Here is a 26,068-nt window from a genome sequence, read left to right as displayed (position 1 = left end):
GATAACTGGAAAAGAAAAGCCCCGGCGTATGCCGGGGACTTTGTCTACAGTCTGAGGAGGCATGCAGATCATGCCTCCTGTCTTTTGGTCATTAATTCTCTTTTCTGTAAGCAAAGAGCGGGATTCCGTTCTTTGTGGGAAGTTCTACATGTCCCTGAGTAAGAGGACGTACGTAGTCCACAAATTCTTCGCTGATATCAGAACCCTCGCCGATGATCCACTGCGCCGGAACCGGTTTTTCCTTATTGCAGATAATGTTGACATCTGCTGTGCCGTAGGATAATTCATAGGGAACGCTCTTGTTGCGGATAAAGGTGATCATTTTACCGCTTTCTCCGGCAAGTGCAGCCTGTACAGCGTAAATGCCGGCGTTTACCGCCTCGTCAAGATCCACACGGGAGAGATGAGCGCAGGAGCAGCGCTGGCATACATTCAATTCTACAGAACGTACTTTAACGCCCAGTTTTTCTTTTACCAGGTTTTCCAGGTATTTGCCGGAACCGGTCAGCATTTTGTGACCGAAGTTGTCTGTGCCCACTTCACTTGCATATTCACAGATAAAGGTTCCTTTCCCGTCGTTGATCCCTTCAGAAATACATACCACCAGATTGGGGGTTTTCTCAAGAGAAGAGCGGACTTTTTCAATAAATGCATCGGGATCAAAGGCTACTTCAGGCAGATAAATAAGAACCGGGTTGTCGCCTTTAAACTTCCTTGCCAGCATACTGGCGGCAGTCAGCCATCCGGCATGTCGTCCCATGATTTCTACGATGGTGACAGATTTCTTATTATCATATACAGAAGCGTCGATCGCAATTTCACGGACAGTGGTTGCCACATATTTTGCAGCGCTCCCATATCCGGGAGTGTGGTCTGTCTCTACCAGGTCGTTGTCAATAGTCTTAGGAACGCCGATAAAGCGGATATCGCTGTTCATAAAACCGGCATACCGTGACAGTTTACTTACCGTATCCATAGAATCATTTCCGCCGATATAGAAGAAATAGCCGATATTCAGCTCTTCAAAACGGCGGAAGAGTTCCGGATAAACCGGATCATGAAGATCTTCCGGCAGCTTGTAACGGCAGGAGCCAAGATAAGCTCCGGGAGTAGTGCGGATCAGTTCCAGCTCATTTGTTTTGTCAAGAGCGCCCAGATCCATATAATTACCGTGGAGAAATCCTTCAATTCCGTTGATCATACCGTATACTGTATCAATGTCAGAAGTTTTTTTGACGCCCTCTGAAGCAACTCCGTACAGGCTTCCGTTGATGACAGCAGTCGGACCTCCGGATTGTCCCACAATGATATTTTTTTTCATGCCTTTTTACCTCCGTTGTGTGTACTTACTATAAATATAACGGAAAAAAAGTTTTTTTACAATCAGACAAAGAAGATTTTGCAAAGTTTAAGTTGGAAAAAAGGCAGGAATACTATATAATACTAAAGAAGTCGAGGAGGAAAAAATTATGAAATACATTTCATTCGCAATTCCCTGTTATAATTCAGAGGCGTATATGACTCATGCAATCGAAAGTATTCTTCCCGGGGGAGAGGATGTAGAGATTATCATTGTCAATGATGGATCAAAGGACAATACATCACGAATAGGACATGAATATGCTGAAAAATATCCGGATATTATTAAGGTGATCGATAAAGAGAACGGAGGGCATGGAGATGCTGTCAACAGCGGACTGGCAGCAGCGTCCGGCAAATATTTTAAAGTAGTAGACAGCGATGACTGGGTCAAGGAAGAATCTTTGCACCGAATCCTTCAGGTGCTTCGTGGATTTGAAGAAGAGGGACAGCAGGTAGATATGCTGATTGCCAACTATGTTTATGAAAAAGAAGGCATGGAGAATAAAAAGTGTATCCATTATCGGAATGTACTGCCCCAGGATGAGATTTTTCACTGGTCTGATATCGGTCATTTCCATCTGGATCAGTATATTCTGATGCACTCCGTTATCTACCGAACAGAGCTTTTGCAGCTCTGCCAGCTGCGTCTGCCGAAGCATACATTTTATGTTGATAATATATATGTATACTATCCTTTGCCGCATGTGAGAAAAATGTATTACATGGATGAAGATTTTTACCGTTATTATATCGGCCGGGAAGATCAATCCGTCAACGAAAAGGTTATGATAAAACGGGTAGACCAGCAGATCTTTGTGACAAAGAAAATGATCGATATGTATCAGATGAAGGAGATAACGAATAAGAAGCTGAAAAAATATATGATAAACTATCTGGCTATCATGATGACGGTTTCTTCTATTCTGTGTATCCGCTCTAAGGAGAGGGAAAATCTTGATAAAAAGAAGGACCTTTGGCTATATTTGAGGAAGAAGGATGTAAAAACTTACTTTAAGATCCGTTATGGGATTTTAGGACAGACAATGAATCTTCCGGGAAGATCCGGACGGAAGATTTCGTCTCTGGCGTATACTGTTGCAAGGAGACTGATCGGATTCCAGTAAAATAATGAATAATCTGGCACTGCCATGGTACATACTATAGAAAGAAAATGAAAGGAGTATGTATCATGGCAGTTGATTTTCAAAGAAGCAAAACAAAAGAAAATCTGATGAAGGCGTTCGCGGGAGAAAGTCAGGCAAGAAACCGCTACACCATTGCAGCAGAGATGGCCCGGGAGCATCATATGTATGCAGTGAGCCAGATTTTCCTTTTTACGGCAGAGCAGGAGCGGGCTCATGCCCAGCGCTATTATGAACTTTTAAAAGAGGCAGAGGGGCAGACCATCGAAATATGCAGCGGTTTTCCGGTAGATACCTTTGATTCTCTGACAGAGCTTTTGGCTGCTGCAGAGCACAACGAGACAGAAGAATATAAAGATGTCTATCAGGTGTTTGGAAATCAGGCAAAAGAAGAGGGATTTCTGGAGGCGGCGTCTGCATTTTTCCAGATTGCAGAAGTGGAAAAAATACATGCGAAAAGGTTCGGGACGATCAAAGAACTTCTGGAAAATAATACCTATTTTGAATTTGCCGAAGAGGGGGCATGGATGTGTCTGAACTGCGGGCACATCTTCCGCGGGTCAAAGGTACCTGAGATCTGTCCTTTGTGCCGCCACGAGAGAGGATTTTTTATCCCTCTTTCTATCGCACCATACACAGATTCGGGGATTGCAGTGTGCTAGGAAAGGTTATATTCTTATATTCCGGGCATATGATGTAATAAAAATGCAGTGTCCAAATACAGGACGATACTGCAGAAGGAAAACGAGGTGGCCGGATGAAAAGCCAGAAGGTAGAAAATCTTTTGAACCTTGCGCTGGATGCTACAGAAGAGGAGAGGGAAAAGTCGCTGGAACTGGATGTGGGGTATTATCCTATTGACCGGGAGTGGGATGTTATTGTCAAATATTCCGGAAGCCTTGAAAGAGCCAGAGCGATAGCTGTTCAGGTGACAGAGCTTTTGAATGAATACGCGGTGATCACGATTTTGGAGTCCCGCTTAAACGAGCTGTCTTTGCTGCCGGAAATCGAGTATATCGAGAAACCGAAGCGACTGTTTTTCCAGGTATATGACGGAAAGCGTGTATCCTGCATAAATGCTGTGCAGGATACACCTTTTTCTTTGAGCGGGAAAGGAACATTGATAGCCATTATAGATTCCGGCATTGACTATATGCTGCAGGATTTCAGATGGGAAGACGGTTCGACACGCATTCTTGCCATGTGGGACCAGTCTGCCGCCCGGGGGACAGAGGAGGCAAAGCCGCCGGAAGGCTACCAGATAGGAGCAGAATATCCGGCGGAACAGATTGATCGCGCTATCCGTGCGGAAACGGAAGGGGAGAGAAGGCAATTAGTACCGGAAGAAGACCGGTCAGGTCATGGGACGGCAGTTGCAGCTATCGCAGCCGGAGGCGGAGGCAGTGAAGGAGACAGGTATGCAGGTGTTGCGCCAAAGAGCAGCCTGTTAGTTGTAAAACTGGCATCTCCAAGGGCAGACGGCTTCCCGAGGACAACAGAGCTGCTGATGGGAATTGACTATGCCGTCCGAAAGTCTCTGGAATATCAGATGCCTATGGCAATGAATATCAGTTTTGGTAATACATATGGAGCACATGACGGAAGTTCGCTTCTGGAACGATATATGGATGACATTGCGAACCTGGGACGTACCAGCATCTGTGTAGGGGCAGGCAACGAAGGAAACAGCGCCGGGCACACCTCCGGAAAGATCAGAAGCGGAGAAGAAGTGAAGGTACAGCTGGCGGTCCAGGAAAGCCAGCCTACTTTAAATATCCAGATCTGGAAGACTTACGCTGATGAAGTGCGCTTTTCTATTATTACGCCTTCCGGCGTTCGGACAGAACCTATCCGCGAGGTGATAGGTACGCAGAGAATACAGGTGGGGCCTACAGAAATTCTGATATATTATGGAGAGCCAAGTCCTTATAGTCTGGTGCAGGAGATTTTTATTGATCTTCTTCCGGTGGACAGTTATATTGCTTCAGGAGTGTGGACTGTTGTTCTGACAGCGGGAAAGGTAGTGGACGGAAATTATCAGATGTGGCTTCCGTCGGAGGAAGTTCTCAATCGGGGAACAGGCTTTCTTTTCCCTATTGAGGAAAGAACCTTCACTATCCCCTCAACAGCTTCCAGGGTTATTACCGTAGGGGCCTATAATGCACTGACTTTTACGTATGCAGATTTTTCCGGACGGGGTGCAGATGGAGAAGGATATCGTACCAAACCGGATCTGGCAGCTCCTGGAGTAAATATATCAACCCGGGCTCCGGGAGGGGGAATTGTTTCTGTAACAGGAACTTCTTTTGCAGTGCCTTTTGTGACAGGGGCGGCCTCTCTTTTGATGGAATGGGGGATTGTCAGGGGAAATGATGCCTATCTGTATGGGGAGAAGATAAAGGCATATCTGAGAAAAGGAGCAGCAGAACTCCCCGGTTTCACAGTTTATCCCAATAATCAGGTGGGATATGGAGCACTATGCGTAAGAGACAGTATACCGGTGTAAAGGATATTGCTGGAATCAGTCAGATAAGATATCATAAAATTTATATAGTAGTATAAAAAGTACACAGGAGTACAAAGGAGAAGAAATATGATAAGATTAAGCACATTATGTTATATTGAAAAAGACGGAAAATATCTAATGCTCCATCGGACAGTGAAAAAGAATGATGTCAATAAGGATAAATGGATCGGAGTGGGCGGTCACTTTGAAGACAGTGAAAGCCCGGAGGAATGTCTGCTGCGGGAAGTGTGGGAGGAGACAGGGTACACACTGACCTCCTGGAAATACAGGGGAATTGTCACCTTTGTATATGGGGATTCTGTTACAGAATACATGTCACTTTATACCGCCGACGGATTTGAGGGAGAGCCGCACCCCTGCGATGAAGGAGAACTGGAGTGGGTGGAGAAGGAAAAGGTCTTTGATCTGAATATCTGGGAGGGAGATAAGATCTTCTTTCGCCTGATGAACGAGGACCACCCCTTTTTCTCCTTAAAACTTGTGTATGACGAAACGGATACACTTCTTATGGCAGCATTGGATGGAAGAGCGATGGAGCTTTTTGATATTTTAAACGAGGATGGATCGAAAAGCGGAATTGTTACAGAAAGAGGAGTAGCTCATCTGGAAGGGAGCCTGCATCCTACTGCTCACGTGTGGATCATACGGAAGAATGAACAGAGCGGGTATGATCTGCTCCTGCAAAAAAGAAGTGCCTGTAAGGACTCCAACCCGGGATGTTATGATGTTTCATCAGCGGGGCATGTGGAAGCAGGAGATGATTATCTCCCGGCAGCTTTGCGGGAATTAAAAGAAGAATTAGGAATAGATGCAAAAGGAAGCGATCTTCGGTTTGCGGGCATGAGGTACAGTGCTTTTGAAGATGAATTTTACGGAAAGCCCTTTCGGGATAATGAGCTTAGCGCTGTCTATCTCTACGAAAAGCAAGTAGATGAAAGAAACCTGAGTCTTCAGGAAGAAGAAGTAGAAGAAGTAATGTGGATGGATTTTGAAAAATGCAGGGAAGCGGTAGAAAGAGGGACTTTGAAAAACTGCATTTACAAAGATGAGCTGGAGCTTTTGAGAAAGGAACTTTTTCAATAGGATAAAAGAGGAGACAGGAGTTTTGCCAACTGTCTCCTTTGTTGCACTATTCTTTCGAATCCCAAATAGTCCTCCAGAAATTTTTTCTAAAGTCTTTTGACCATTCTACTGTGCCGTCTTCTTCGCCAGCGTCGGTCCCTTCTGTATTTTCCTCCATTTGTGCATAATCTTCTTCCATCATGGCACGTTCGTCGGCGACTAGTTTTTCAATCTCTTGGGGAGCTTGTGAAAGAGGCTGACCTTTTTCCCACAGAGCGAGAATCTCCCCGCCTTTTCCTACGCAATATACGCCGCTGGTATCCTGAATGACAAGCCTGCCTTCAGAAGGATTTTTGACATCATCGGGCCAGGTTCCGGATTTTTCAGGTACAACCATATAGAATGTTGTCGCCTCATCGCTGCTGTTGATATGAAAAAGTTCATTGATGCGATCATCTATAGATTTTTGGAAAGCCAGGGCGTTGAAGTCTGTAAAATAGTTTGTATGAAGTTTCTGTTCTCCATCCTGATCCGTCACATAGCATTCCGAGAAAGAAGAAAAAGAAGAATTGACAGTAAAGGAACAGTAGATAGAACCATCTTCCAGACGGTAGGCATCGCCGGGCGTAATCTTATCCGTGGAAATTCTTGAGTCAAGAACCGGTATGGTCTCTAGTACGGTTTCCTTCGCTTTGTCAATGAACGGAGAAGAGGCAGAGGAAAAGTCGGGAGAATTGAGGAAACAGCCAATGATAAAAACAACGATCAAAGTAATACCGGTGATCATAAACTGCCGGGATGTAATACGGCGGCTTAATTTTCTTATCATGGCTTTATCATCTAAAGGGTCTGCAGATTCTTCCGGATCAATATTGATGTCGGGAACATCGGCAGACATTTGATCGTAGTATTCCCGGCAGTTTTCGCATTCAGTCAGATGGTTTTCTATCATATCTTTGCTTTCTTCGCTGCATACCTGGTCCAGGTAAAGCGGGAGAAGATCACGAATGATATTACAGGATATTTTCATAAACTCACGCTCCTTAAAAATTATTCTTGAATTTTTTTCTGGATCTTCATACGGGCCCGGTAATAGGTTACTCTTGCCCAGTTTTCCTGTTTTCCGAAAATCTCGCCAATCTCCCTGAAGGAAAGATCACCCAGCGTGCGCAGTGTAAAGACTTCCTTATAGGGTTCATCCAGATAATGAAGGATTTTGTAAAGGGAAAGAGCCTGTTGATTTTGTATACAAAGATCTTCCGCGCTTTGTTCCGTAGATATGTCCGTTACAGGGATATCCTCGGTGGAAAGGGCAGGCTTTTTTCGCTTCTGGCTGATGTATAAATTTTTGGCAATCTGACAGAGCCAGGATTTCACGGAGCAATTTCCCTTAAAATGCCGGATTTCTTTCAGAGCTCTGAAAAACGTTTCCTGTGTGATTTCTTCAGCAATGTAAGGATCTCCGCTTGCAGCAAGTATAAATAAATATACATCATGAAAAAAGCGTTCATAAAGCTCTTCAAAGTCAGCGTTCATTTTGGCATCCCTCCCCTCTTTGCTTATTAGACGCATGAGCATATTCATTCGTTACAGAAGATTATAACAAAATAATGGAATTTTTACATGGCGGGTACAATGTGATATGATTACATAGGTATGTAGCATCGGTGTACAAGGGAGCGTATTGACTTCTTGTACACCAACGCTATCTTGAAAAACAATGGAAAGAAAGGGAAAACGATGGCACGGATCGGGATTATAGAGGATGACAAAATGCTGAATCAGGCTCTGAAAATCGCACTCCAAAAAGGCGGGTTTGCAGCATCTTGTGCTTATGATTGCAAAGAAGCTGTACAAATGCTGAACAACGGCGAAAATTTAGACTTGCTGCTGATAGATGTGACCTTGCCGGATGGAAACGGAATCCGGTTATACGAAGAAATATTAAGAAACGGAATAAAAGAACTTCCGGCTATCTTTCTGACAGCCAGGGATGAGGAAAGAGAAATGCTGGAAGCCTTTGACGCCGGGGCAGATGACTATGTAGTAAAACCGTTTCAGATGAAAGTTCTGCTGAAACGGATAGAGGCTGTTCTTAGAAGGACAGATAAAGACAAAGTATTCATTTTTGATGATCTGGAAGTCTGGCCGGAGAAAAGAAGAGTCTTCCGGGGCGGAGAAGAAATCATGCTGACAGCCAGGGAATATAATCTGCTCGAATTTTTTGCTAAAAATCAGGGGCAGGTTCTGACAAGAGAAATGATCCTTGAGAGCGTATGGGGGATTGACGGACAATTTGTAGAGGAAAATACAGTCAGTGTCACGATTGGAAGGCTTCGCAGAAAAATAGGAGATCAAAAAGTGCAGAAAGCTCTGATCAAAAACGTATTTGGTCTGGGCTACCGGTTTGGAGAATGAGAAAAAAGTACAATGGCGGGAGGAAGAAAATGTGGATTTGGCTTGTGACGGCAGCTGCAGCAGGTATTGCGGCTGGAGGAACGATCTCTATTTGGATAGAGAGAAAGCAAAGAAGACGGGAAATGGAAACATTGCTTGAGCTCACGGAACTTGTGCTGGAAGAAAAAGAAGTTACCAACAGAACAGCCGGGGAAGAGACAATCTATGCGAAGATAGAAGACCGGCTGATTCGGATATGCAGGATGGCGAAAGGGCGTCAGGAAGAGGCAGAAAAAAGCCGGGAAAAACTTCAGAAACTTATTACGGAAATTGCCCATCAGCTTCGGACTCCCCTGGCAAATATCCAAAGCTATCTGGAACTTGCAAAAGGGGAAACAAAAGGAAGAAATGAAGAGGCATATCAGTATATCCAGTCGGCAGAGGGAGCTAAAGAGAAAATCCGGTTTCTCACAGAAAGTTTCATCAAAATGTCACGATTGGAACATGACATGATACAGATAAGAAAGGAATCGAAAGATATTAGAAGAACTCTGCTGAATGCCCTGGGACAGATACAGGCACAGGCAGAAGAAAAAAAACTGGACTTCCAGGTATCGATTCCATCCGATCTGGAACTTAGGCACGATCCAAACTGGCTTGGCGAGGCCTTTTTCAATGTGCTGGATAATGCAGTAAAGTACAGCGGTCAAGGCGGACATGTGGAAGTAAGCGCGTTGCAAAATGAAATGTTTCTTAAAATTTCTGTGAGAGATTACGGAATTGGCATTGAAGCCGGGGAGGAGAACAGAATATTCCAGAGATTTTACAGGGGAAAGAAAGTCCGTGTGCAGGAAGGATTTGGGGTGGGCCTTTATCTTGCCAGACAGATCATCCTGGCGCAGGGAGGCTTTATCCGGGTAAAGAGACAAACAAGAGGACTGCTGATGGAGATTTTCTTTCCCACAGAAGAATAGATGCTGTGCAGACAAAGGAAGAAATGTGAGAACGAAAAAGCGGACAGGACAAAAAGCGGCCTGTCCCTTTTTTGTCACAGGATTGTAAGATTTATATAGTATTCTCTTTTTATGGCAAATATACCAGCATATACTGGGAAATTACCGGAGGAAGAAAAGATGAAAATTGTAAAGGCAGTTGGACTGAAAAAATATTTTGTTACAGAAGACTATGAGGTACATGCCCTGGACGGTATTGATCTTTCTGTAGAGGAGGGCGAATTTCTTGCGGTTGTAGGAACATCGGGAAGCGGAAAAACTACACTTCTGAATCTTCTTGGGGCATTGGATGAGCCTACAGAAGGAGGAGTATGGATACGAAACATAAGCTTAAAGGATATGACGGCAGAGGAAAGGACTGTCTTTCGGAGACGAAATATCGGATTTATCTTTCAGCAGTATAACCTGGTTCCCATGCTGGATGTGTATGAGAATATTACGCTTCCGATACGCCTGGACGGGGGAAAGCTGGATGAGGCATTTTTGGAGGAAATGCTGAAAATTCTGAAGATAAAAGAAAAGCTGCATCAAATGCCGGAGACATTATCAGGCGGCCAGCAGCAAAGAGCGGCTATTGCCAGGGCTCTGCTTGCCAAGCCTGCGGTTATCCTTGCGGATGAGCCTACAGGAAGCCTGGATTCAGAGACCGGGATGGAAGTAATGGGACTTCTTAGAACATGTGCTGCACGTTTTCATCAGACCGTTATTGTAGTCACTCATCAGGAGGAGGTGGCTCAGATGGCCGATCGGATCATTTGTATGTCTGACGGAAGGCTTGCAGCGGATTCTGACGAAGAGAAAAGATGGGAGGAAAGATTCTGATGGCGCAAAGAGGACATGTTTCAGAAAAAAATCCTTCTGTGATACGGATTCTTGCGGCGAGAAATGCGGCCGGGAGCCGTGGAAGGAATATGATACTGTTTTTGGCGGTGGCTTTGGGAATCCTTACACTTACCATGGTATTTGGTACGGCAAAAGGGAAAATGCAGGCAGAGTATCTCCGGGCGGTTCGTCGGGATGGAACGGCGGCTGCTACAATTTTGGAAGATGGCACCAAAGAGCAGTATGTAAAAATAAAAGAACTTGGATATATAGAAAAAGCAGGCCGGATGGAGACAGTCGGATATGCTTACAACGGAACAGAATCGGTATGTGGGATTGCGGTACTGGACCAGATTGCATGGGAAGAGATGATGAAACCTGCATACACGGATATCCAGGGACATTACCCGGAAGAAGAAAATGAGATAATGCTTCCGATAAGGGTCCTAGAACAGATGGGAATTACAGAACCAAGATCAGGGATGAAGATTTCTCTTACTGTGAAGATCGGTCTTTTTGAGCAGAGAGAGGCAACCTTCCTCTTAAGCGGGTGGTATCGGGATTACACCAATCCCGCCTCCCACCCGGCGCAGGGGTATGTTTCAGAAAAGAAACTGAGAACATGGGGCGGAAACCTGGATGAAGAAAGTGATATTCTGATCTGCCAGGATGACCGGATAGACGGACATACTGCAGAGGAAAAACTGTACGAGGATGTGAAGATGACAGACGACGCACAGACATTTACCGGAGGAAATACCTACGCTTATGAAGCACTGAACCGTTTTCTGGGAGGATATGAAATGGCTGTGTTAGGGGCGTTTCTTGTTCTGGCTGCAGTTTATTTTCTGATTTTTAATGTACTTTGGATTTCCATGACCGGAGATATCAGGCAGATTGGTCTTTTGCATACACTTGGAGCAACAAAAAAACAGCTTCGAAGTTTTTATTTTCGACAGATAGGGATTGTGTTTTTAGGGGGGACAGCAGTTGGAGCCGGAAGTTCCTGGATATTTTTGTCTACATGGCTGCCCCGTGTCCTGGGCAGGCAGTATCTGTCACAGTATGGGGGAAGCAGAGGTCTTTCTGTATTTTCTATTTTGCTTCTGGCAGGAGCGATTCTTTTTGTTGGAATTGTAACAGCAGCGGCAGCAGGGGCAGTAGTATTTCGGGCAGTGGAGATGTCCTGTCTGGAGGCTATGCACTATACAGGCAGAAAAAAAGGGGAAAGGTCGGAAAAAAGAAGAAAGAAAAACGCAGAGAAAAAGACGGAGAAAAATACATGGAAGGAACGCCGGGAAATCCGCCGTATGGCGTGGCAGAATCTTTTTCGGACCCGCGGCAGGCTGATATGGACGGTTCTTTCACTGTTTCTTGGACTTGAGACGACGATGGGGGCAGTGGTGATCACTGAAGGAACAGATTACGGCAACGTGTTTGATAATATGCCGGATTTTGTGATTGCCGGAAGATTTGCCCCCTGGGCAGAAGCAGAGGGGTGGGGAAAAGAGTATCTTGGAAGAGATCCGGGAGAGGATCCTTTCCTGACAGAGGGAAGCATGACCGGACTTTTATCGGAAAATGCTTATGATGAATTTTCTCCTGTCTCTGAAGAAGTAAAGAACCAGCTTCTGAAAGTGACAGATCATAAACCGGAGAATGTGCATCTGACGGAAGGCGCCTATATGGACGTCTGTTTTACTCAAGCAGGCATTCGCCCGCTTGTGGATGATCCGGATGAGGCGAAGACAGAGCAGATGATTATAGAGACAGGTGGATGTACCATTCAAATTCTGACAGGCAAAGAAATAGAACAACTCAAGGCATTTGCGGAAGAACAGTCGCTGAAACTGGATATGGAAGCTTTGGAGGAGGGCTTTGGCGTACTTCTCCTGCAGGATCATATTCTGTCTAAGGAAAAGCAGAAGCAGGCGGAAGAAGCAGTGGGAGAGCCGGTCTGGTTTACCTCTCTTCGGACAAAAGAGGAAAGAGAAAAGGAGTCGGCAGAAATGACACTGTGCGGCTATATGGACACAACACTTGAAGGTTTTCCGGAATTGAAACAGACATGGCATGGACCGAGACTTCTGTACTTTGCAATTAGCGAGAAAGGATTTGAGAAACTTCAGACAGAAAAGAAGACCTTTTCCGTGGAAATGAATGTACAGGAAGGGGAAGAGGCAGCGGCAGAAAAGGAAGTACAGCAGATTTTATTCAGAGAAAACCAGATAAGAGAGGAGAAACAGGAAACGGGACTTTTCCAGATCAGCAAACAGATACTGCAAAAGGAGGCGGAAGGCTATGTGAATGGCAGCCGGCTGCTTCTCGGAGCGCTTGGAGCAATTTTGCTTCTTGCAGGGATAATGAATTATTTTAATGTTATGGCGGTAGGAATCCTGACAAGGCAAAAGGAATTTGCTGTTCTGGAAAGTCTGGGAATGACGAAACGGCAGCAAAGAAGAATGTTGGTAAATGAAGGAGTTGCTTATTTCATTCTGACGCTGGTTTTGCTTGCTGTTCCTGGCATACCGGGACTTTTGCTGCTGTCCTTCTATATGGAGTCCAGGCTGGACTATTTTGTATTCCAATGGCCTGTAGCCCAGGCAGCGGTTGTGTTGGGAGGTCTTCTGATTTTATGCGCGGCAATGCCGGCGGTCATCTGCCGCTATGCGGAAAGAAAAAAATAATTGCCATATTGCAGGCCGGAGATTGATTCGTTATACTAGGAGTTAGAAGTATCAGCGGATACGAAAAGGAACTGTATGAGGAGGAAAGCAGGATGTGAGATCCTGCGGAAAGCACCATGAAAAAATCACCGGTTTTTAAAGGATTTCTTTTGGTTATTGGCTGTTTATGCTGTAGTATTGCAACCAACTGGATCATGATTCCCAACGGACTGGCTACGCCCGGTATTACTGGTATATCTATGACTGTAGAAAAATTTACGGGAATTAATTATGCGCTTATTTACTATGCCATTACGATCCTTATTTTGATTGTTACATGGATGACTCTGGGGAAGAGAGATGTGTCCAATATTGTTATCCTGTCTATCCTGTATCCAATGGTATTGTGGGTGTTAAGTTTTATTGATATACAGATTATTTTTGAGGAAAAGCTGATCGCACTGGCCGCGTTCGCTGTCCTTTATGGAATTGGAGTGGGAATCCCGTATCGTATCGGATTTTCCTATGGCGGAGATGATACGGTGGCTAAAATATTGAAAAAGACAATCTGGAAGTCAACAGAGCTGAAGAAGATTTACTATTTTGAGGAAGTTTTGATCCTCCTTATTATGACTCTGGCATTCAGCCTGGATCAGCTGGCTTATGCATTTGCGGGACAGCTCATTTATGTGAACAGTATGAATTATGTTGTATTCAATCTGGGCCCCAAACTGTATGATGTGCAGATGATCGGGAAAAATATGGAAAAGATTGAAGATTTTATTATTCACAAGATTCATAAGAGTGTGACGATTTATCATGACGCTATGGGCGGCTACTCAAAAGAGCCGAAGATACAAATGAGCTGTGTGTGCAACTCCCGGGAATATGTGCAGCTTCGGGAATTTATAAAAGAAGGGAATTTTGAGTGTTTTATTAAAGTACTGCCTCTGATCCATGTATTTGGACAGAATCGGGATTTTCACAGGCTGGATGATGAAAATATTGAATAATGTGAACAGACCGGAAAGGCTGCAGGGAAAACCTGCAGTCTTTTTTATTTAAGGGGAAACTTTGTTCCCCTTAAATAAAATGCTCCGCAGGATGCGCACTCGCGCGAAGCGGAATTCTTTGTCCTATATAGGAGAGTCAAAACTTTAAGGTATATATTCCGCAACCAATACATGGCTTCTCCGGTTCATTTTTTTCAATTATACTGTGTTTAGATCGGATACATAAGGAGGTAAAAAATGGTGAAAAAATCCAGACTGTTTGCAATATTTCTGACGGTCATAGCGATAACAACAGGCTGCGGACGGGACGGAACAGATGAGAGCATCGGAGAGGAGAAAGCATCCGAGGAGGGGGCAACCACGGAGGAGACGACCGCTGCATTCCCTGAAGAACTGTCACAAATTCCGGAGGAATATTTTGGAGAGTCAGAGCGTCCGGGCACACTTGTGGAGCTGGAGTACGATACTTATGAATCAATGAGTTACGAAGAGCAGGAAGGAGGCACTCACAGCGGAGAGTATGCAATGGAATATTTTTACAACGGATTGTGCTGGATCTGGCAGTAGGTTTTCTTTTTTACAATTTATTCAAAAAGTGGATGCAGGGAGGTTTTTCAGAGCATGAATAACTTCATCTATGAAAACAGGACAAAAGTTTATTTTGGACCGGGATGTGTAAAAGAATTTCTTGTCAGCCTGATAAAAGATTACGATACTGTGATGCTGGCTTATGGAATGGGATCCGTTAAAAAAAACGGCATCTACGACGAGATTCTGGGGATTCTGATAAAATCCGGAAAAAACGTAGTGGAATTTTCCGGTATCATGCCAAATCCCACTTATAGAAAAGTGATGGAGGGAGCCAGACTGGCAAGAAGCAGCGGAGCCCAGATCATTCTTGGAATTGGCGGCGGCTCTGTTATGGATTGTTGTAAGGCAGTTGCCCTTGCGGCATATTGTAAGGGAGATCCGTGGGAGAATTACTGGGAAAGAAAAGGGGTCATTCATTTTGAACCCATTCCTGTGGGAGTGGTTGTCACAGCGGCGGGAACCGGAAGCGAATGCAATGGAGCAGCCATTATCACCAATGAAGAAAAAAGGCGAAAGACAGGATATGATTATCCGGCATGTAATCCCCGGTTTGCACTGATGGATCCTACCTATACATTTACCGTGCCGAAAGAACAAATGATATCCGGAGCTTTTGACAGTTTGTCCCATGTCATGGAAACATATTTCAGCGCTCCGGATGAACGGAATGTATCCGATGAGATTTCGGAAACACTTATGCAAAGTATTATAAGAAATATCAGGATGATACTGAAGGATCCCCAAGACTATGGGGCCAGGAGCAATCTTCTGTGGGAGTCTTCCCTATCTGAAAACCGTCTTATTAAACTGGGAAAACAGTGTGATTTTGCCTGTCATCTGATGGCTCATCAGATCGGCGCTTATACGGACTGTAGCCACGGGCAGGCAATGGCAGTGCTACATCCGGTCTATTACCGGCATATATACAGAAACGGTGTTGAAAAATTTTCAAGATTTGCCAGGAATGTGTGGAAAATCCGGGAACAAGGGAAAACAGATGCGGAGCTGGCAAAAGACGGGATCGATGCACTTGAATCTTTCATCAAAGTGACAGGACTTCCCACGACTTTAAGAGAACTTGGAATAGAAGACCAAAAAGAGCTGAAGGAGATTGCAGATTCCTGCCATTATTCTCCTGGAAGCTACCGAAGAATTATGCCGGATGAAATCCTGAAAATATTTCTGGAGTGTTTTTAAACAGACAGATAAATGGAGACAGGAAAAATGATCCAATATTAATTGGTCATCATATATAAAGGAGGAAACAAAATATGAAAACACGTATTTTAGGAAAAGATTTGGAAGTATCGGCCATTGGTCTTGGCTGTATGGGGATGAGCCATGCTTACGGTCCGGCGGCGGACAAAAAAGAAATGACAGATCTGCTTTTAAAGGCAGTAGAAGAAGGGTATACATTTTTTGATACAGCAGAGGTTTACGGAACGGCTGAAAATCCCCATGATAATGAAGAACTTCTTGGAGAAGCGCTGAAATCTTGCCGTAACCGGGTCGTTCTGGCCTCCAAGTGCGGTATCCGTTTTGATGAGGAATCAAAAGAAGTGAATAAACCGTTGATTCCGGACGGAAGACCGGAGACGATCCGGACATCTCTGGAAGGGTCTTTGAAGCGCCTCCAGACAGACCATTTGGATCTATATTATATTCATCGGATAGACCGCAAGGTTCCCATCGAGGAGACTGCAGGAGCCATGAAAGAGTTGATTGAGGCGGGTAAGATTACTCATTGGGGGATTTCCGAGGCAGATGAAGATACGTTAAGACGCGCCCATGCAGTCTGCCCGGTGACAGCAGTACAGAATCGTTATTCTATGATGTATCGGGACTATGAGAAATTGTTTCCGGTGCTGGAGGAACTGAATATCGGATTTGTGGCTTTCTCTCCGCTGGCAAACGGCCTTCTGTCTGCAAAATATAATAAAAATTCAAAGTTTGATGCACAGACAGATTACCGGAGCGCAATGCCGCAGTTTACTGCCCGCGCATTTGATAAAAATGAAAAACTGATCCGATACCTGGAGGAAATGGCAGATAACAAAAATGCAACACCGGCGCAAATTTCTCTGGCGTGGATGCTGGCAAAGAAGCCGTGGATCGTACCGATTCCCGGAACCAGGAAATATGACAGGCTGATCGAGAACGGAAGATCAGCGGATGTGGAACTCACAAAAGAGGAAGTAAAAGAGATTGACCGGATGCTTGACATCCTGCCAATGTCCGGAGTATTCGGCGGGTCAAAAGTAGAGTAAGATATCGAAACTAAAAGGTATATACTGTTTAACGAAATGGAACTTCTGGTATGTAAAAAGAAGGGCTATACTGAAATTGTAAAGAAGTAAGCGATATAAGGAGGAATTATCATGGAATATGCAGTATTAAATAATGGAGTGAAAATGCCAATGGCAGGAATCGGTACATTTCTGCTGACACCGGATGAAGCAGAAAGCGCCGTTGAACATGCGCTGAAGGACGGATACCGTCTGATTGATACCGCCAACGCTTATGTAAATGAAAAGGCAGTAGGACGCGCCATAAAGAAATCCGGTGTTGACCGGGGAGAGATCTTCCTGGAGACAAAACTGTGGCCGTCCTTTTATGAGCAGGAGGACGCCGTAGAGAAGACGCTGGAGAGATTAGATACAGATTATATTGACCTGCTTTTGATCCATCAGCCGGCAGGAAACTATACAGCAGGGTACCGCTTGATGGAAAAGGCGTATAAAGAAGGAAAAGTAAAGGCGATCGGTCTTTCCAACTTTAACGAAGAACAGATTCAGGGAATCCTGGATATGTGTGAGGTGAAGCCGGCGGTTCTTCAGACAGAAGTACATCCCTACGATCAGGAGAAAAAGCTGAAAGAATTTCTTGAAAAATCTGATATTGTGATCCAGGCATGGTATCCTCTGGGACATGGAGATGCCGCACTTCTGCAGGAACCGGTATTTGCAAAACTGGGAGAAAAGTACAAAAAGAGTCCGGCCCAGATCATTCTGCGCTGGCATATTCAGGACGGCAATATTGTAATTCCAGGTTCCAAGAATCCGGATCATATCCGCGATAATTTTGATTTATTTGATTTTGCTCTGACAGAAGAAGAGATGGCAGATATCCGCGCTTTGGATCAGAACAAGAGATACTATACCAGTACGCCGGAACTGCTGAAACAGTATGTATCTATGGTTCCTCCTGTTGACGAGCAAAAGTAAAACCGGCCGCTGTATCCGCAATAAGGAGAAGCTTCAGATGGAGATGTTATTAAATATGAAAGAAAAAGGAATCCTGTCGGTTATTTGTTTCTTTATTTTCATCTGTGTCCTGGTCCTTTCAGGATGCGGCAGGCAGGAAGAAGAAAATCTTCAGACCGAAGGACAGCCTTCAGGAGGCGGAGGAGACTATACTTTGGAGACAAAAGTAACAGATGTGATAAACGATCCTGTGTTTGAAGACTATGGAAGACTGATTTTCCCGGTAGACCGGACGATTGATGATAATCTCACACTGCAGGATGTTGGAGAAATCCTGGTATGGTATCATAATGTAAATCCGAACCGTACAGTGGAGATTGTAAATTACCTGAAGGATCAGGCGGCATCGGGAGAGCAGATTTTCTACGATATTTATACAGAGGAAGAAAAGGCGGAGGATCCGGAAAAAGAGAATACAGGGCTTTTTTTCTTCCGGGGAGAACCAGGGGCGAAAACAGCTGTTCTCAATGCAGGCGGCGGCTTTGTTTATGTAGCTGCTATGCATGACAGTTTTCCCCAGGCTATGGAACTGTCCGAAAAAGGCTATAATGCCTTTGCGCTGATCTATCGTCCCGGTGCAGATACTGCATGCGAAGATCTGGCAAGAGCCATTGCCCTTCTTCATGAAAATGCAGAGGAACTGCAGATTGATATGACAGACTACTCTTTATGGGGCGGCTCGGCCGGAGCACGTATGGCGGCATGGCTTGGCTCATATGGAACAGCGGCATTTGGAGAAGATGACTATCCAGCACCGGCGTCAGTGATCATGCAGTACACCGGACTGTCGGAAGTCACAGGTAATGAACCTCCCACCTATGCATGTGTGGGGACCAATGATGGGATTGCTTCCTATCGATCTGTGGAAAACTACATCAGACGGATAAAAAACAACGGGACAGATACTGAGATTGAAGTGTTCGATGGTCTCCAACATGGCTTCGGACTGGGAGAAGGAAGGGTGGCTGAAGGCTGGATTGACAATGCAGTTGATTTTTGGGAAAGAAACATGGGACAGACAGAATGACAATAAGAAAACAGAAAGGAAAGTGATGATTATGAAAGCAAAGAAATTACTCTCTATGATACTGATTGGCGCAGCGTCAGTAAGCCTGCTGGCAGGATGTGGCTCTAATACATCGGACACACAGGCCGACAGTGAGGATGCCGCACAGACAGAATCTTCGGACAATACTGCACAGGCAGATGAGCAGGAAAGCGCAGAGGATAATGAGGATTCTTCTTCAGGATCCGGAAATGCACTTGTTGTTTATTATTCGGCAACGGGAAACACTGAGGAAGTTGCAAACTATATTGCCGATACTACAGGAGGAGATCTTTTTGAATTGGAACCAGTAGAACCATACACAGACGATGACCTGAACTGGTCTGATGACAACAGCCGGGTATCCCAGGAACATGAAGATGAGAGTTTAAGAGATGTAGAGCTGGTTTCAACAGATGTAGAAAATTGGGATTCCTATGACACAGTCTTTATCGGATACCCTATCTGGTGGGGCATCGCTGCATGGCCGGTTGACAGCTTTGTAGAAAACAATGACTTTACAGGAAAGACCGTTATTCCGTTCTGTACGTCAGCATCCTCCGGAATAGGAGACAGCGGACAGCTGTTAGAGGAAATGGCAGGAACCGGCGACTGGCAGGAAGGAGAGAGATTCCGTTCCGGCGCTGATGAGGCAGATGTGCAGGAATGGGTGAATGGACTGGGATTGTAATTACTGGAATAGAATATGTAGAAATGTGGGCAGGGTGTATGGCATCCTGTCTTTTTATGTGCCATTTAAAGTGCCAGAAAGTATTTTTTAATTTCAAAATTGTGTTTAATAGGAGATTCATAGGGCGCAAATGTGAGAAAGAAAACTGGTTGACATATTTTATCGGATGCCATATTATAACCTATATACGATAAAAATTAGGAATCAAATGAAGAGGGATCAGCCCATGGAAAAAACCGTGAAAATCATTACAGACAAAGATGGCAGGAGACTCGTTGTAATTTCTAGAATTTTGTTTAAAGGGAAACGGTGGATTTGCTGGGACGAAGTAAAAGAGTATTTGAGACAGTATGTAGGTGATTCCTATATGGTTGAAGATACAAAAGATACAGTTTATATTGGGAGTGATTTTCCAGACGAATATGCAGGATCGAAATACACTTATTCTTTGAAAGGAGCCAATGCTAAAGCAAAGGCAAATGCTGTGCAAGGAATTCCAGAGATGATTGAGATTGCAGAAGGAAAACATTTCCGAGAGAATTCTGGAAATAAGCATTTGCGAGATGCAGCTTTTGGATGGTATCGGTATGATTCCAGATTCGCATTGCCTGTTTATAACGAACAGGGAATGTTGGAACGGTATAATGTATATCATGTTTCCATGTTGATCCGTCATGCAAAAAATGGGAAATATTATCTGTATGATATTTTAGGTATAAAAAAAGAAACGAGCAACCCGTTCAGATTTTAAAATCATACTTGGTACAAACCCATTTCTCTCCTTTATACTAATGAGAACTGACGGTTTTGTCAAGATGAAATAGAATAGATCTGGCAAAAAATTCTCCCTTGACAAATTTTCAATGAATCTGCAGTCATTGGAAGGAACTTATTTTAAATATGAGGTGCAAAATAGTTTACATAATTAAAAGGATGCGATAACATAAGGTATATACAATGAACAAAAAACAAAGTAAATGATTCGGTTAATAGGCCATCTGAGATTTATTCTACGCTATTAGTTTGAAAATAATCGCGCCAGTGGACTGGAATAAAACTATGGGGAAAGAAACTTATGGGAAATGAAAAAGAAATTGTTTTATTTGAAACAGAAGATAAGAGTATTGTAATGCCAGTTACCGTAGAAAATGAATCGGTTTGGCTCAATAGAAATCAGATATCGACATTGTTTGAGAGAGATGTAAAAACGATTGGAAAACATATTAATAATGCTTTGAAGGAAGAATTAGCTGGACAAAATTCAGTTGTCGCAAAATTTGCGACAACTGCTTCGGATAATAAAAAATGTATGGTAGAGCACTATAATCTGGATGTAATTATTTCCGTAGGTTATCGTGTGAAATCCAAACGAGGTGTGGAATTTCGGCGCTGGGCTAATTCGGTATTAAAAGAGTACATAATCAAAGGATATGCTGTAAATCATAACCGCATGAATCAGTTGAATGAGGTAATACAGGTTATGAAAACAATTTCCTTGTTTTAAGGGCCAATAATCTCTTGAATAAAAAATAGAGAAATGGTGAATGAACGAGATATGGGAGAATATCCTGTATCTCGTTTTTAATATTTTAAAAACAAAAATAGAACAAAAGTGAAACAAACAAGGTATATGCTACCTTCTGTAATCAAACAAGGAAAAGAGGAGGATTTCAAAATGAAGAAAAGTAGTTTTGTTACATTGATTTTAGGAGTTATCAGCTGTCTGTTTTTTGCAAGTCAAAAGGCTGAATGGTGCGTTCTCTTTCGATGATGCGGTGAGTTGGCAGAATGGATGGGAAGAAAATGATTAACAGGCAAGAAGGAGCTTGACAAGAATCAGTTTTTTACGCATAATATATCTAAGATACATAGCTAAGATATATGAAGGAGGGGATTCGGCATGGAAATACCTGAAACGCAGCAGAAGATCCTGAACAGTGCCAAACGCTGGTTTTTGGAAAAAGGTTTCAAATCGGCTCCACTGCGCAAGATTGTGAATGATGTGGGCTTTACTCTTGGTGCGTTCTATGGCTACTACAAAAATAAAGAGGAACTGTTCTACGCCTTAACGGACGAGACGGCGCAGGGCCTTGCCACCATTGTACGCTCCATCGGGGAGGATATGCAGAAACTCCCACCAGAACAGATGCTCTATTCCATGCTGGACTGCTATCTGCGTCGCCTTCCGGAGTTGGCAGATTATCTTTGCGCTCACCGGGAAGAAATGGTGTTACTACTTCGCTGTGCTGAGGGAACGAAGTATGAAAACTTCTTTGACAGTTTCCGCATAATGAACATCGAACGGATTACGCAGGGGGTGGAAACTGCTGAGCATACGCCAAAGGCTCTGCTAGGCATCGACCCCGGTTCCCTTGACCTGATGATGCGGGGCTATTTTGATATGCTCGCCCACATCATTCTGGAAACCGAGGATAAGGAAACAATCATCCGGCGGATGCGTGACGTCGCACTGGTATACCGCAACGGAATGCTCAGTTTAATGGAGGAGGAAACGGATCATGCATGAATATTATCGGAACAATATCCTGAAATTAAAAAAGGAAAACGAGGGTTATCTTCGCTTTGTGAAAGTGGAACTGGAACAGAACGCCGGCAAACCTTACAGCGAGGTATGGGAGGAAATCTGGGGCTTCTATGAAAAGAATCTGCTGGAGCATTTCCCTTACATCGGCGGTGACAAAGTCAGCGGGACAAAGAACCTCACTGGCGCTTACATTTTTGTGGCGATGGGCGAGGTACTTAAACGCTACGGTGTTTCTGTGGAGGGTTCGGCACGTCTGATGGTGCTGGCTTATGAGCGGAAGTATCAGGCTATCCCACGCCCCGTCCGGGCAGTTATGAGGAAGATATTTTCCTCGCCCAGGCTTGTCACGAAGATGTATCGAAAGAAAGACCGGGAGAATACGGAGAACGCTGCAAAATATCCCGGCAGCTTTGAAACAAAAACCATGCAGCCGCCTGCAGAGGGCTGCGTCTTTACTTATCATACTCTCGTTTGCCCACTGTCCGATTTCGCAAAAAAATACGGCTACAAAGAATATATGCCTTATCTCTGCAATTTGGACTATGTGATGTTCGGCGTGTTGGGCGTACCGCTGTACCGAAGGCATACCTGCTTTGCCAACGGCGACTACTGTGACTTCAGCCTAAAATCGGGTGTGCAGCCATTACCATACTGGCCGCCGGTATTTACACAGGGGAAAGGTTATCAATAAGAAATATACGGAAACACTCACCCAATTCCGGATGAATAAACCGGTATTACAAATCTGATGAAAAAGGAGACATAAAATGGCATTCAGAAACAATTTCGGCAACCCGCAGGGATTTATAGGAAGGCTGATGCTTTCTGGTATGAATATGGGGCATAGTCCGATGGCTAAATGGGCATTTACACAATTTGATGTCCCTGATGACGGAATGCTGGTTGATATTGGCTGTGGCGGTGGATTTAATATCCGAAGATTATTAGACCGCTCCAAAGACGGTTTCGTTTATGGGATAGATATTTCCAGCACCAGCGTTGAGAAGTCAAAAAAGACGAATAAAAAGAATATTGGCAAAAGATGCGAAGTGCTTCTTGGGAGCGCAGAGAACCTTCCGTTAAAGGATAATTCCATAAAACTTGCCACCGCCTTTGAAACTGTGTATTTCTGGAAAGATCTGGAGAAATGCTTTGCAGAAGTGAAAAGAACGATCAGGCCGGGCGGGAAATTCGTAGTCGTCAATGATCCTGGAGATCCTGAAAAACACTGGGAAAAGATGATACCGGGGATGAAATCATATACACCGGATGAAATAAAACAGATCATGGAGGCCGTTGGTTTCATGGATGTTAAGGTTACAAAAAATAAGTTTATGTTCTGCGTGTCTGGAAAGAAAGGGAACTAAATGAATTGCAATCCTGCATGTCTCCTGATATAATATCAGTTAGTTATCACTAACCTATTTGCGCATAGGAGGGTACATCCATGTTTACTGTTCGTCCATATAAGGAAGAAGATGCTGCGGCCTGCGGGGATTGCTTCTACGAAGGATTCTTTTCATGCTCTGTGGATCAGAACGATAAAATACTTTTGCGTGACTACGCACAGATCCTGATTAAAAAATGCAATTTCACCTATGTTGCGGAAACGGAGGATCATCAGGTCGTAGGATTCATCTGTGGAAAATATGATAAGCGTTTCAGCAAGGCTCTGGCAGCTCAGTATGAGACAAAAAAGCACTATGGCTGTTGGTGTAAAATGTTCCTCAAGTTCTATCTGAAAAGATATAAAATGTCAGCACCATTCCAGAAGCAGTTTGATGCCTTTTTCCGTCAGCTACAGGAAAGGGATAAGGAAACCGTTGGGAAATGCGATCTGGAACTCATTGCCCTTTCGTCCAGAAGGAATTACAGAAAGGGGTTGGGAACCGCATTGGTCACACAATTTTTGAATCGGGCAAAAGCTGATGGAGCAGATCGTGTGCGGCTTTTTACGAACACTCTTGCATCGTGGGAGTTTTATGAAAAACGTGGATTTAAGAAAGTGGCAGAGAAGCCCTTTCAGGATGGCTCCGGCAATCAGTCCCTCGTTTATGAGTACGTTTTGAAGGAGTATGAATATGAAAAACACCATCTGTGAAAAACTGATGTGGTCAGCGATGACACCTGCTATTTTCAAATATATCGCAGCCAATTGCAAAAATACGGATACATTCAGGGTGAAGAAGAAATCGCGTAAAAACTTTAAAGATATGTTGGCGAGGACACCCGACATAGGCGGTTTTACGAAAAATCCTCTGCGAATCTGTCTTTCCGGCGGAATTGTCTGGATGGCAGTTTATAAGGCAATGGATGGGGCGATGAGCCATGAGCAGTTCGGGGAAATGGTGACAGCCACGATGCAGGCGTCGCTCATTAAAAAAGCTTTCGGGAGTAAAAATCCATTTGATATGGAATATCAAAAAAAGAAAGTCAAGAAGGACAGAATTGCAAATGCCATATCCGACAGCGAATTCAACTGGATGACGGAGACGATTCCCGGAAGGGATGCAGACGAATACACCATCAACTATCACAGGTGCGGCCTGTGTGCGCTTGGAAAACAGGAGCATTTGGAAGAACTGATACCCTATATGTGTGCCATGGATTTTATTTCTGCTGATCTCATGGGCGGCGTGTTATACAGGACAGGTACACTTGCAGAGGGCGCAGAAAAGTGTGATTTCTATGTTTGCAAAAAGGACTCTAAATGGGATAAAGAAAGAAAATACGGACAGCAATCCAAGCTGCAAAAACAGGGAGAGTTGGGAAAGTGGAATATGTGACGGTTGCACAGGAGGGCTTCTATGGACTTTATCATGTCCCTGTTAAGGATCATGATCCCAAAAAGGTCGTCATCGTAGTAGGCGGCAGCGAAGGGAATGAAAATATCCCGATGAATGTGGGTGCTATGTTTGCCAGGTGCGGCATCGCCGCGTTAGGTATTTGTTACTGGAACGTAGACGGGCTGCCGAAAGAACTGGTTCGGGTGCCTGTCGATCCATTTGAAAAAGCGATCCTGTGGCTGAAAAACAAAGGATATGAAAAGATTATCATGTATGGCATTTCAAAAGGCGCTGAACTGGTATTGCTTTGCGCTTCTCTTATGCCGGATATCTGCGGCGTTGTTGCCCTCTCCCCGATCCACTGTATATGGGGAGGCATGTACGGGAATAAAAGCATGGCATCGAAAACTTTTTCATCTGCCTCCGAATTCACATACAGGGGAAAAGATTTTCCGTGTATGACAGCGCATCTGAAATATGGGCCGGCAATCCGGAACCTCATCCTCCATCAGCAGTTCGAGTTATCCTACATCTACGAAGAACCGCTGAAACATTTTGATGAGGATACAGCCATTCATGTGGAGAACATTCAGGGAAACATTTTATTTATTTACGCAAAGGAAGATCTCATGTGGCCCAGCAAAGAGGCAGTGGCATATATGGTAAACCGCCTGGAAAAACACCGGTTTGCTTTCCGGGTGGATGTCTTGGAATATGAAAAAGCAAGCCACATTCTTGTTCCATTAAATCCATCTAAGCTGAAAATGTTTAAAATTGAGAGACAATATCCGGAAGATTGCAGGCGCAGCCGTGAAGACGCTTTCCATAAAACGATAAAATGGATATCGGAGGTAAAGTGAATATGGCGGTCATGATAGAAAGTCTGATTGGTATCTTATTATTCACAGTTCTGATTGTGTCACTGACGCTGAAAAATCCCCTTACCTCAGTGGGAGATTATCCCCCGGCCATACGGGAGAAATGTATGGAATTAGGATTGATCGAAAAAAGAGAACAACGCTTTACCAGGGCAGATATCCTCCGAAAGGGGATCGCCCTGCTTGCTTTTGTGTTCATCTTCGCTGTTGTCCTGAAACAGTTTAATGGAGCGGATACATTCTGGAAAGGGTTTCGGGATTCCTA

Annotated in this window: 26 protein-coding genes and 1 pseudogene; 24 read left to right on the top strand and 3 right to left on the bottom strand. The window is 44.2% G+C overall.

Going from position 1 to position 26,068, the window contains the following annotated elements; genetic code table 11:
• Window positions 1–91: 91 nt before the first annotated feature.
• Window positions 92–1,321, bottom strand: a complete 1,230-nt coding sequence (locus tag WJ238_RS08360; RefSeq protein ID WP_230105357.1) for a 6-phosphofructokinase — start codon at window positions 1,319–1,321, stop codon at window positions 92–94.
• Window positions 1,322–1,469: 148 nt separating this feature from the next.
• Between WJ238_RS08360 and WJ238_RS08355 the strand changes: the two genes are divergently transcribed.
• The 4 genes from WJ238_RS08355 (at window position 1,470) to WJ238_RS08340 (ending at window position 6,114) form a co-directional block, all read left to right on the top strand.
• Window positions 1,470–2,486 carry a glycosyltransferase family 2 protein gene (locus WJ238_RS08355; protein WP_230105358.1) on the top strand — a complete coding sequence of 339 codons (1,017 nt, stop codon included), beginning with the start codon at window positions 1,470–1,472 and terminating at the stop codon, window positions 2,484–2,486.
• Window positions 2,487–2,551: 65 nt separating this feature from the next.
• Window positions 2,552–3,166, top strand: a complete 615-nt coding sequence (locus WJ238_RS08350; protein WP_230105359.1) for a rubrerythrin family protein — start codon at window positions 2,552–2,554, stop codon at window positions 3,164–3,166.
• Window positions 3,167–3,261: 95 nt separating this feature from the next.
• A complete protein-coding gene (locus WJ238_RS08345) occupies window positions 3,262–5,010 on the top strand; it encodes a S8 family peptidase (protein WP_337606673.1) in 1,749 nt (582 codons plus the stop codon).
• Window positions 5,011–5,097: 87 nt separating this feature from the next.
• The gene (locus tag WJ238_RS08340; protein ID WP_316269494.1) at window positions 5,098–6,114 is read left to right on the top strand and encodes an NUDIX domain-containing protein; all 1,017 of its coding nucleotides are present in this window, start codon (window positions 5,098–5,100) and stop codon (window positions 6,112–6,114) included.
• A 46-nt stretch (window positions 6,115–6,160) separates the two neighbouring features.
• Here the strand turns inward: WJ238_RS08340 and WJ238_RS08335 are convergent, their stop codons facing one another.
• Entirely contained in the window at window positions 6,161–7,123 is a 963-nt protein-coding gene (locus WJ238_RS08335; RefSeq protein ID WP_337606672.1) for a zf-HC2 domain-containing protein, read from the bottom strand.
• Window positions 7,124–7,143: 20 nt separating this feature from the next.
• Entirely contained in the window at window positions 7,144–7,629 is a 486-nt protein-coding gene (locus WJ238_RS08330; protein WP_230105363.1) for an RNA polymerase sigma factor, read from the bottom strand.
• 204 nt (window positions 7,630–7,833) lie between these two features.
• On the opposite strand from WJ238_RS08330, the gene WJ238_RS08325 reads away from it, so the two are divergent.
• The 20 genes and pseudogenes from WJ238_RS08325 to WJ238_RS08230 form a co-directional block, all read left to right on the top strand.
• Window positions 7,834–8,511 (top strand): response regulator transcription factor, encoded by a 678-nt coding sequence (locus tag WJ238_RS08325; RefSeq protein ID WP_230105364.1) that lies wholly within the window; start codon window positions 7,834–7,836, stop codon window positions 8,509–8,511.
• A gap of 29 nt (window positions 8,512–8,540) precedes the next feature.
• Window positions 8,541–9,464, top strand: coding sequence for a sensor histidine kinase (locus tag WJ238_RS08320; RefSeq protein WP_230105365.1), 924 nt, complete (start codon window positions 8,541–8,543; stop codon window positions 9,462–9,464).
• A gap of 159 nt (window positions 9,465–9,623) precedes the next feature.
• Window positions 9,624–10,325 carry an ABC transporter ATP-binding protein gene (locus WJ238_RS08315; RefSeq protein ID WP_230105366.1) on the top strand — a complete coding sequence of 234 codons (702 nt, stop codon included), beginning with the start codon at window positions 9,624–9,626 and terminating at the stop codon, window positions 10,323–10,325.
• The gene (locus WJ238_RS08310) at window positions 10,307–13,012 is read left to right on the top strand and encodes an ABC transporter permease (protein ID WP_337606671.1); all 2,706 of its coding nucleotides are present in this window, start codon (window positions 10,307–10,309) and stop codon (window positions 13,010–13,012) included. Before WJ238_RS08315 ends, WJ238_RS08310 begins: the two co-directional genes overlap by 19 nt.
• A 116-nt stretch (window positions 13,013–13,128) precedes the next feature.
• On the top strand, window positions 13,129–14,004 hold the full coding sequence (locus WJ238_RS08305) for a YitT family protein (protein WP_230105368.1): 876 nt from the start codon (window positions 13,129–13,131) through the stop codon (window positions 14,002–14,004).
• A gap of 237 nt (window positions 14,005–14,241) precedes the next feature.
• Window positions 14,242–14,571, top strand: coding sequence for a hypothetical protein (locus WJ238_RS08300; RefSeq protein ID WP_256193662.1), 330 nt, complete (start codon window positions 14,242–14,244; stop codon window positions 14,569–14,571).
• A gap of 54 nt (window positions 14,572–14,625) precedes the next feature.
• Window positions 14,626–15,792 (top strand): iron-containing alcohol dehydrogenase, encoded by a 1,167-nt coding sequence (locus WJ238_RS08295; protein ID WP_337606670.1) that lies wholly within the window; start codon window positions 14,626–14,628, stop codon window positions 15,790–15,792.
• Between the two features lie 74 nt (window positions 15,793–15,866).
• Window positions 15,867–16,862 carry an aldo/keto reductase gene (locus tag WJ238_RS08290; RefSeq protein ID WP_230105371.1) on the top strand — a complete coding sequence of 332 codons (996 nt, stop codon included), beginning with the start codon at window positions 15,867–15,869 and terminating at the stop codon, window positions 16,860–16,862.
• A gap of 111 nt (window positions 16,863–16,973) precedes the next feature.
• On the top strand, window positions 16,974–17,819 hold the full coding sequence (locus WJ238_RS08285) for an aldo/keto reductase (protein WP_337606669.1): 846 nt from the start codon (window positions 16,974–16,976) through the stop codon (window positions 17,817–17,819).
• A gap of 37 nt (window positions 17,820–17,856) precedes the next feature.
• On the top strand, window positions 17,857–18,885 hold the full coding sequence (locus WJ238_RS08280; protein ID WP_337606668.1) for an alpha/beta hydrolase: 1,029 nt from the start codon (window positions 17,857–17,859) through the stop codon (window positions 18,883–18,885).
• The gene (locus WJ238_RS08275; protein WP_337606667.1) at window positions 18,770–19,594 is read left to right on the top strand and encodes a flavodoxin; all 825 of its coding nucleotides are present in this window, start codon (window positions 18,770–18,772) and stop codon (window positions 19,592–19,594) included. The genes WJ238_RS08280 and WJ238_RS08275 overlap by 116 nt, the downstream gene beginning before the upstream one ends.
• A 166-nt stretch (window positions 19,595–19,760) precedes the next feature.
• Window positions 19,761–20,345 (top strand): hypothetical protein, encoded by a 585-nt coding sequence (locus WJ238_RS08270; protein ID WP_337606666.1) that lies wholly within the window; start codon window positions 19,761–19,763, stop codon window positions 20,343–20,345.
• Window positions 20,346–20,669: 324 nt separating this feature from the next.
• Window positions 20,670–21,098 (top strand): virulence RhuM family protein, encoded by a 429-nt coding sequence (locus WJ238_RS08265; protein ID WP_337606664.1) that lies wholly within the window; start codon window positions 20,670–20,672, stop codon window positions 21,096–21,098.
• Between the two features lie 396 nt (window positions 21,099–21,494).
• On the top strand, window positions 21,495–22,121 hold the full coding sequence (locus WJ238_RS08260) for a TetR/AcrR family transcriptional regulator (protein WP_070090013.1): 627 nt from the start codon (window positions 21,495–21,497) through the stop codon (window positions 22,119–22,121).
• Entirely contained in the window at window positions 22,114–22,830 is a 717-nt protein-coding gene (locus tag WJ238_RS08255) for an L-2-amino-thiazoline-4-carboxylic acid hydrolase (protein WP_337606663.1), read from the top strand. Before WJ238_RS08260 ends, WJ238_RS08255 begins: the two co-directional genes overlap by 8 nt.
• Window positions 22,831–22,906: 76 nt before the next feature.
• A complete protein-coding gene (locus WJ238_RS08250) occupies window positions 22,907–23,506 on the top strand; it encodes a class I SAM-dependent methyltransferase (RefSeq protein ID WP_070090014.1) in 600 nt (199 codons plus the stop codon).
• Between the two features lie 80 nt (window positions 23,507–23,586).
• The gene (locus WJ238_RS08245; RefSeq protein WP_337606662.1) at window positions 23,587–24,240 is read left to right on the top strand and encodes a GNAT family N-acetyltransferase; all 654 of its coding nucleotides are present in this window, start codon (window positions 23,587–23,589) and stop codon (window positions 24,238–24,240) included.
• Entirely contained in the window at window positions 24,221–24,925 is a 705-nt protein-coding gene (locus WJ238_RS08240) for an L-2-amino-thiazoline-4-carboxylic acid hydrolase (RefSeq protein WP_022789868.1), read from the top strand. Before WJ238_RS08245 ends, WJ238_RS08240 begins: the two co-directional genes overlap by 20 nt.
• Window positions 24,913–25,785 carry an acyl-CoA thioester hydrolase/BAAT C-terminal domain-containing protein gene (locus WJ238_RS08235; protein WP_022789869.1) on the top strand — a complete coding sequence of 291 codons (873 nt, stop codon included), beginning with the start codon at window positions 24,913–24,915 and terminating at the stop codon, window positions 25,783–25,785. The genes WJ238_RS08240 and WJ238_RS08235 overlap by 13 nt, the downstream gene beginning before the upstream one ends.
• A pseudogene (locus WJ238_RS08230) lies at window positions 25,764–26,068 on the top strand (hypothetical protein); the annotation flags it as partial. The gene WJ238_RS08235 and the pseudogene WJ238_RS08230, both read left to right, overlap by 22 nt.

The organism is Claveliimonas sp. (genome assembly GCF_037273965.1).
Lineage (GTDB): Bacteria > Bacillota > Clostridia > Lachnospirales > Lachnospiraceae > Claveliimonas > Claveliimonas bilis.
The sequence above is the reverse complement of the archived record's forward strand: the minus strand, read 5'-3'. Positions and strand labels throughout refer to the sequence as shown.

What these genes read in the sequence shown, in the direction of transcription:
- WJ238_RS08360 (WP_230105357.1), bottom strand. Translation starts at nt 1,321, where the DNA reads ATGAAAAAAAATATCATTGTGGGACAATCCGGAGGTCCGACTGCTGTC.
- WJ238_RS08355 (WP_230105358.1), top strand. Translation starts at nt 1,470, where the DNA reads ATGAAATACATTTCATTCGCAATTCCCTGTTATAATTCAGAGGCGTAT.
- WJ238_RS08350 (WP_230105359.1), top strand. Translation starts at nt 2,552, where the DNA reads ATGGCAGTTGATTTTCAAAGAAGCAAAACAAAAGAAAATCTGATGAAG.
- WJ238_RS08345 (WP_337606673.1), top strand. Translation starts at nt 3,262, where the DNA reads ATGAAAAGCCAGAAGGTAGAAAATCTTTTGAACCTTGCGCTGGATGCT.
- WJ238_RS08340 (WP_316269494.1), top strand. Translation starts at nt 5,098, where the DNA reads ATGATAAGATTAAGCACATTATGTTATATTGAAAAAGACGGAAAATAT.
- WJ238_RS08335 (WP_337606672.1), bottom strand. Translation starts at nt 7,123, where the DNA reads ATGAAAATATCCTGTAATATCATTCGTGATCTTCTCCCGCTTTACCTG.
- WJ238_RS08330 (WP_230105363.1), bottom strand. Translation starts at nt 7,629, where the DNA reads ATGAACGCTGACTTTGAAGAGCTTTATGAACGCTTTTTTCATGATGTA.
- WJ238_RS08325 (WP_230105364.1), top strand. Translation starts at nt 7,834, where the DNA reads ATGGCACGGATCGGGATTATAGAGGATGACAAAATGCTGAATCAGGCT.
- WJ238_RS08320 (WP_230105365.1), top strand. Translation starts at nt 8,541, where the DNA reads ATGTGGATTTGGCTTGTGACGGCAGCTGCAGCAGGTATTGCGGCTGGA.
- WJ238_RS08315 (WP_230105366.1), top strand. Translation starts at nt 9,624, where the DNA reads ATGAAAATTGTAAAGGCAGTTGGACTGAAAAAATATTTTGTTACAGAA.
- WJ238_RS08310 (WP_337606671.1), top strand. Translation starts at nt 10,307, where the DNA reads ATGGGAGGAAAGATTCTGATGGCGCAAAGAGGACATGTTTCAGAAAAA.
- WJ238_RS08305 (WP_230105368.1), top strand. Translation starts at nt 13,129, where the DNA reads ATGAAAAAATCACCGGTTTTTAAAGGATTTCTTTTGGTTATTGGCTGT.
- WJ238_RS08300 (WP_256193662.1), top strand. Translation starts at nt 14,242, where the DNA reads ATGGTGAAAAAATCCAGACTGTTTGCAATATTTCTGACGGTCATAGCG.
- WJ238_RS08295 (WP_337606670.1), top strand. Translation starts at nt 14,626, where the DNA reads ATGAATAACTTCATCTATGAAAACAGGACAAAAGTTTATTTTGGACCG.
- WJ238_RS08290 (WP_230105371.1), top strand. Translation starts at nt 15,867, where the DNA reads ATGAAAACACGTATTTTAGGAAAAGATTTGGAAGTATCGGCCATTGGT.
- WJ238_RS08285 (WP_337606669.1), top strand. Translation starts at nt 16,974, where the DNA reads ATGGAATATGCAGTATTAAATAATGGAGTGAAAATGCCAATGGCAGGA.
- WJ238_RS08280 (WP_337606668.1), top strand. Translation starts at nt 17,857, where the DNA reads ATGGAGATGTTATTAAATATGAAAGAAAAAGGAATCCTGTCGGTTATT.
- WJ238_RS08270 (WP_337606666.1), top strand. Translation starts at nt 19,761, where the DNA reads ATGCCATATTATAACCTATATACGATAAAAATTAGGAATCAAATGAAG.
- WJ238_RS08265 (WP_337606664.1), top strand. Translation starts at nt 20,670, where the DNA reads ATGGGAAATGAAAAAGAAATTGTTTTATTTGAAACAGAAGATAAGAGT.
- WJ238_RS08260 (WP_070090013.1), top strand. Translation starts at nt 21,495, where the DNA reads ATGGAAATACCTGAAACGCAGCAGAAGATCCTGAACAGTGCCAAACGC.
- WJ238_RS08255 (WP_337606663.1), top strand. Translation starts at nt 22,114, where the DNA reads ATGCATGAATATTATCGGAACAATATCCTGAAATTAAAAAAGGAAAAC.
- WJ238_RS08250 (WP_070090014.1), top strand. Translation starts at nt 22,907, where the DNA reads ATGGCATTCAGAAACAATTTCGGCAACCCGCAGGGATTTATAGGAAGG.
- WJ238_RS08245 (WP_337606662.1), top strand. Translation starts at nt 23,587, where the DNA reads ATGTTTACTGTTCGTCCATATAAGGAAGAAGATGCTGCGGCCTGCGGG.
- WJ238_RS08240 (WP_022789868.1), top strand. Translation starts at nt 24,221, where the DNA reads ATGAAAAACACCATCTGTGAAAAACTGATGTGGTCAGCGATGACACCT.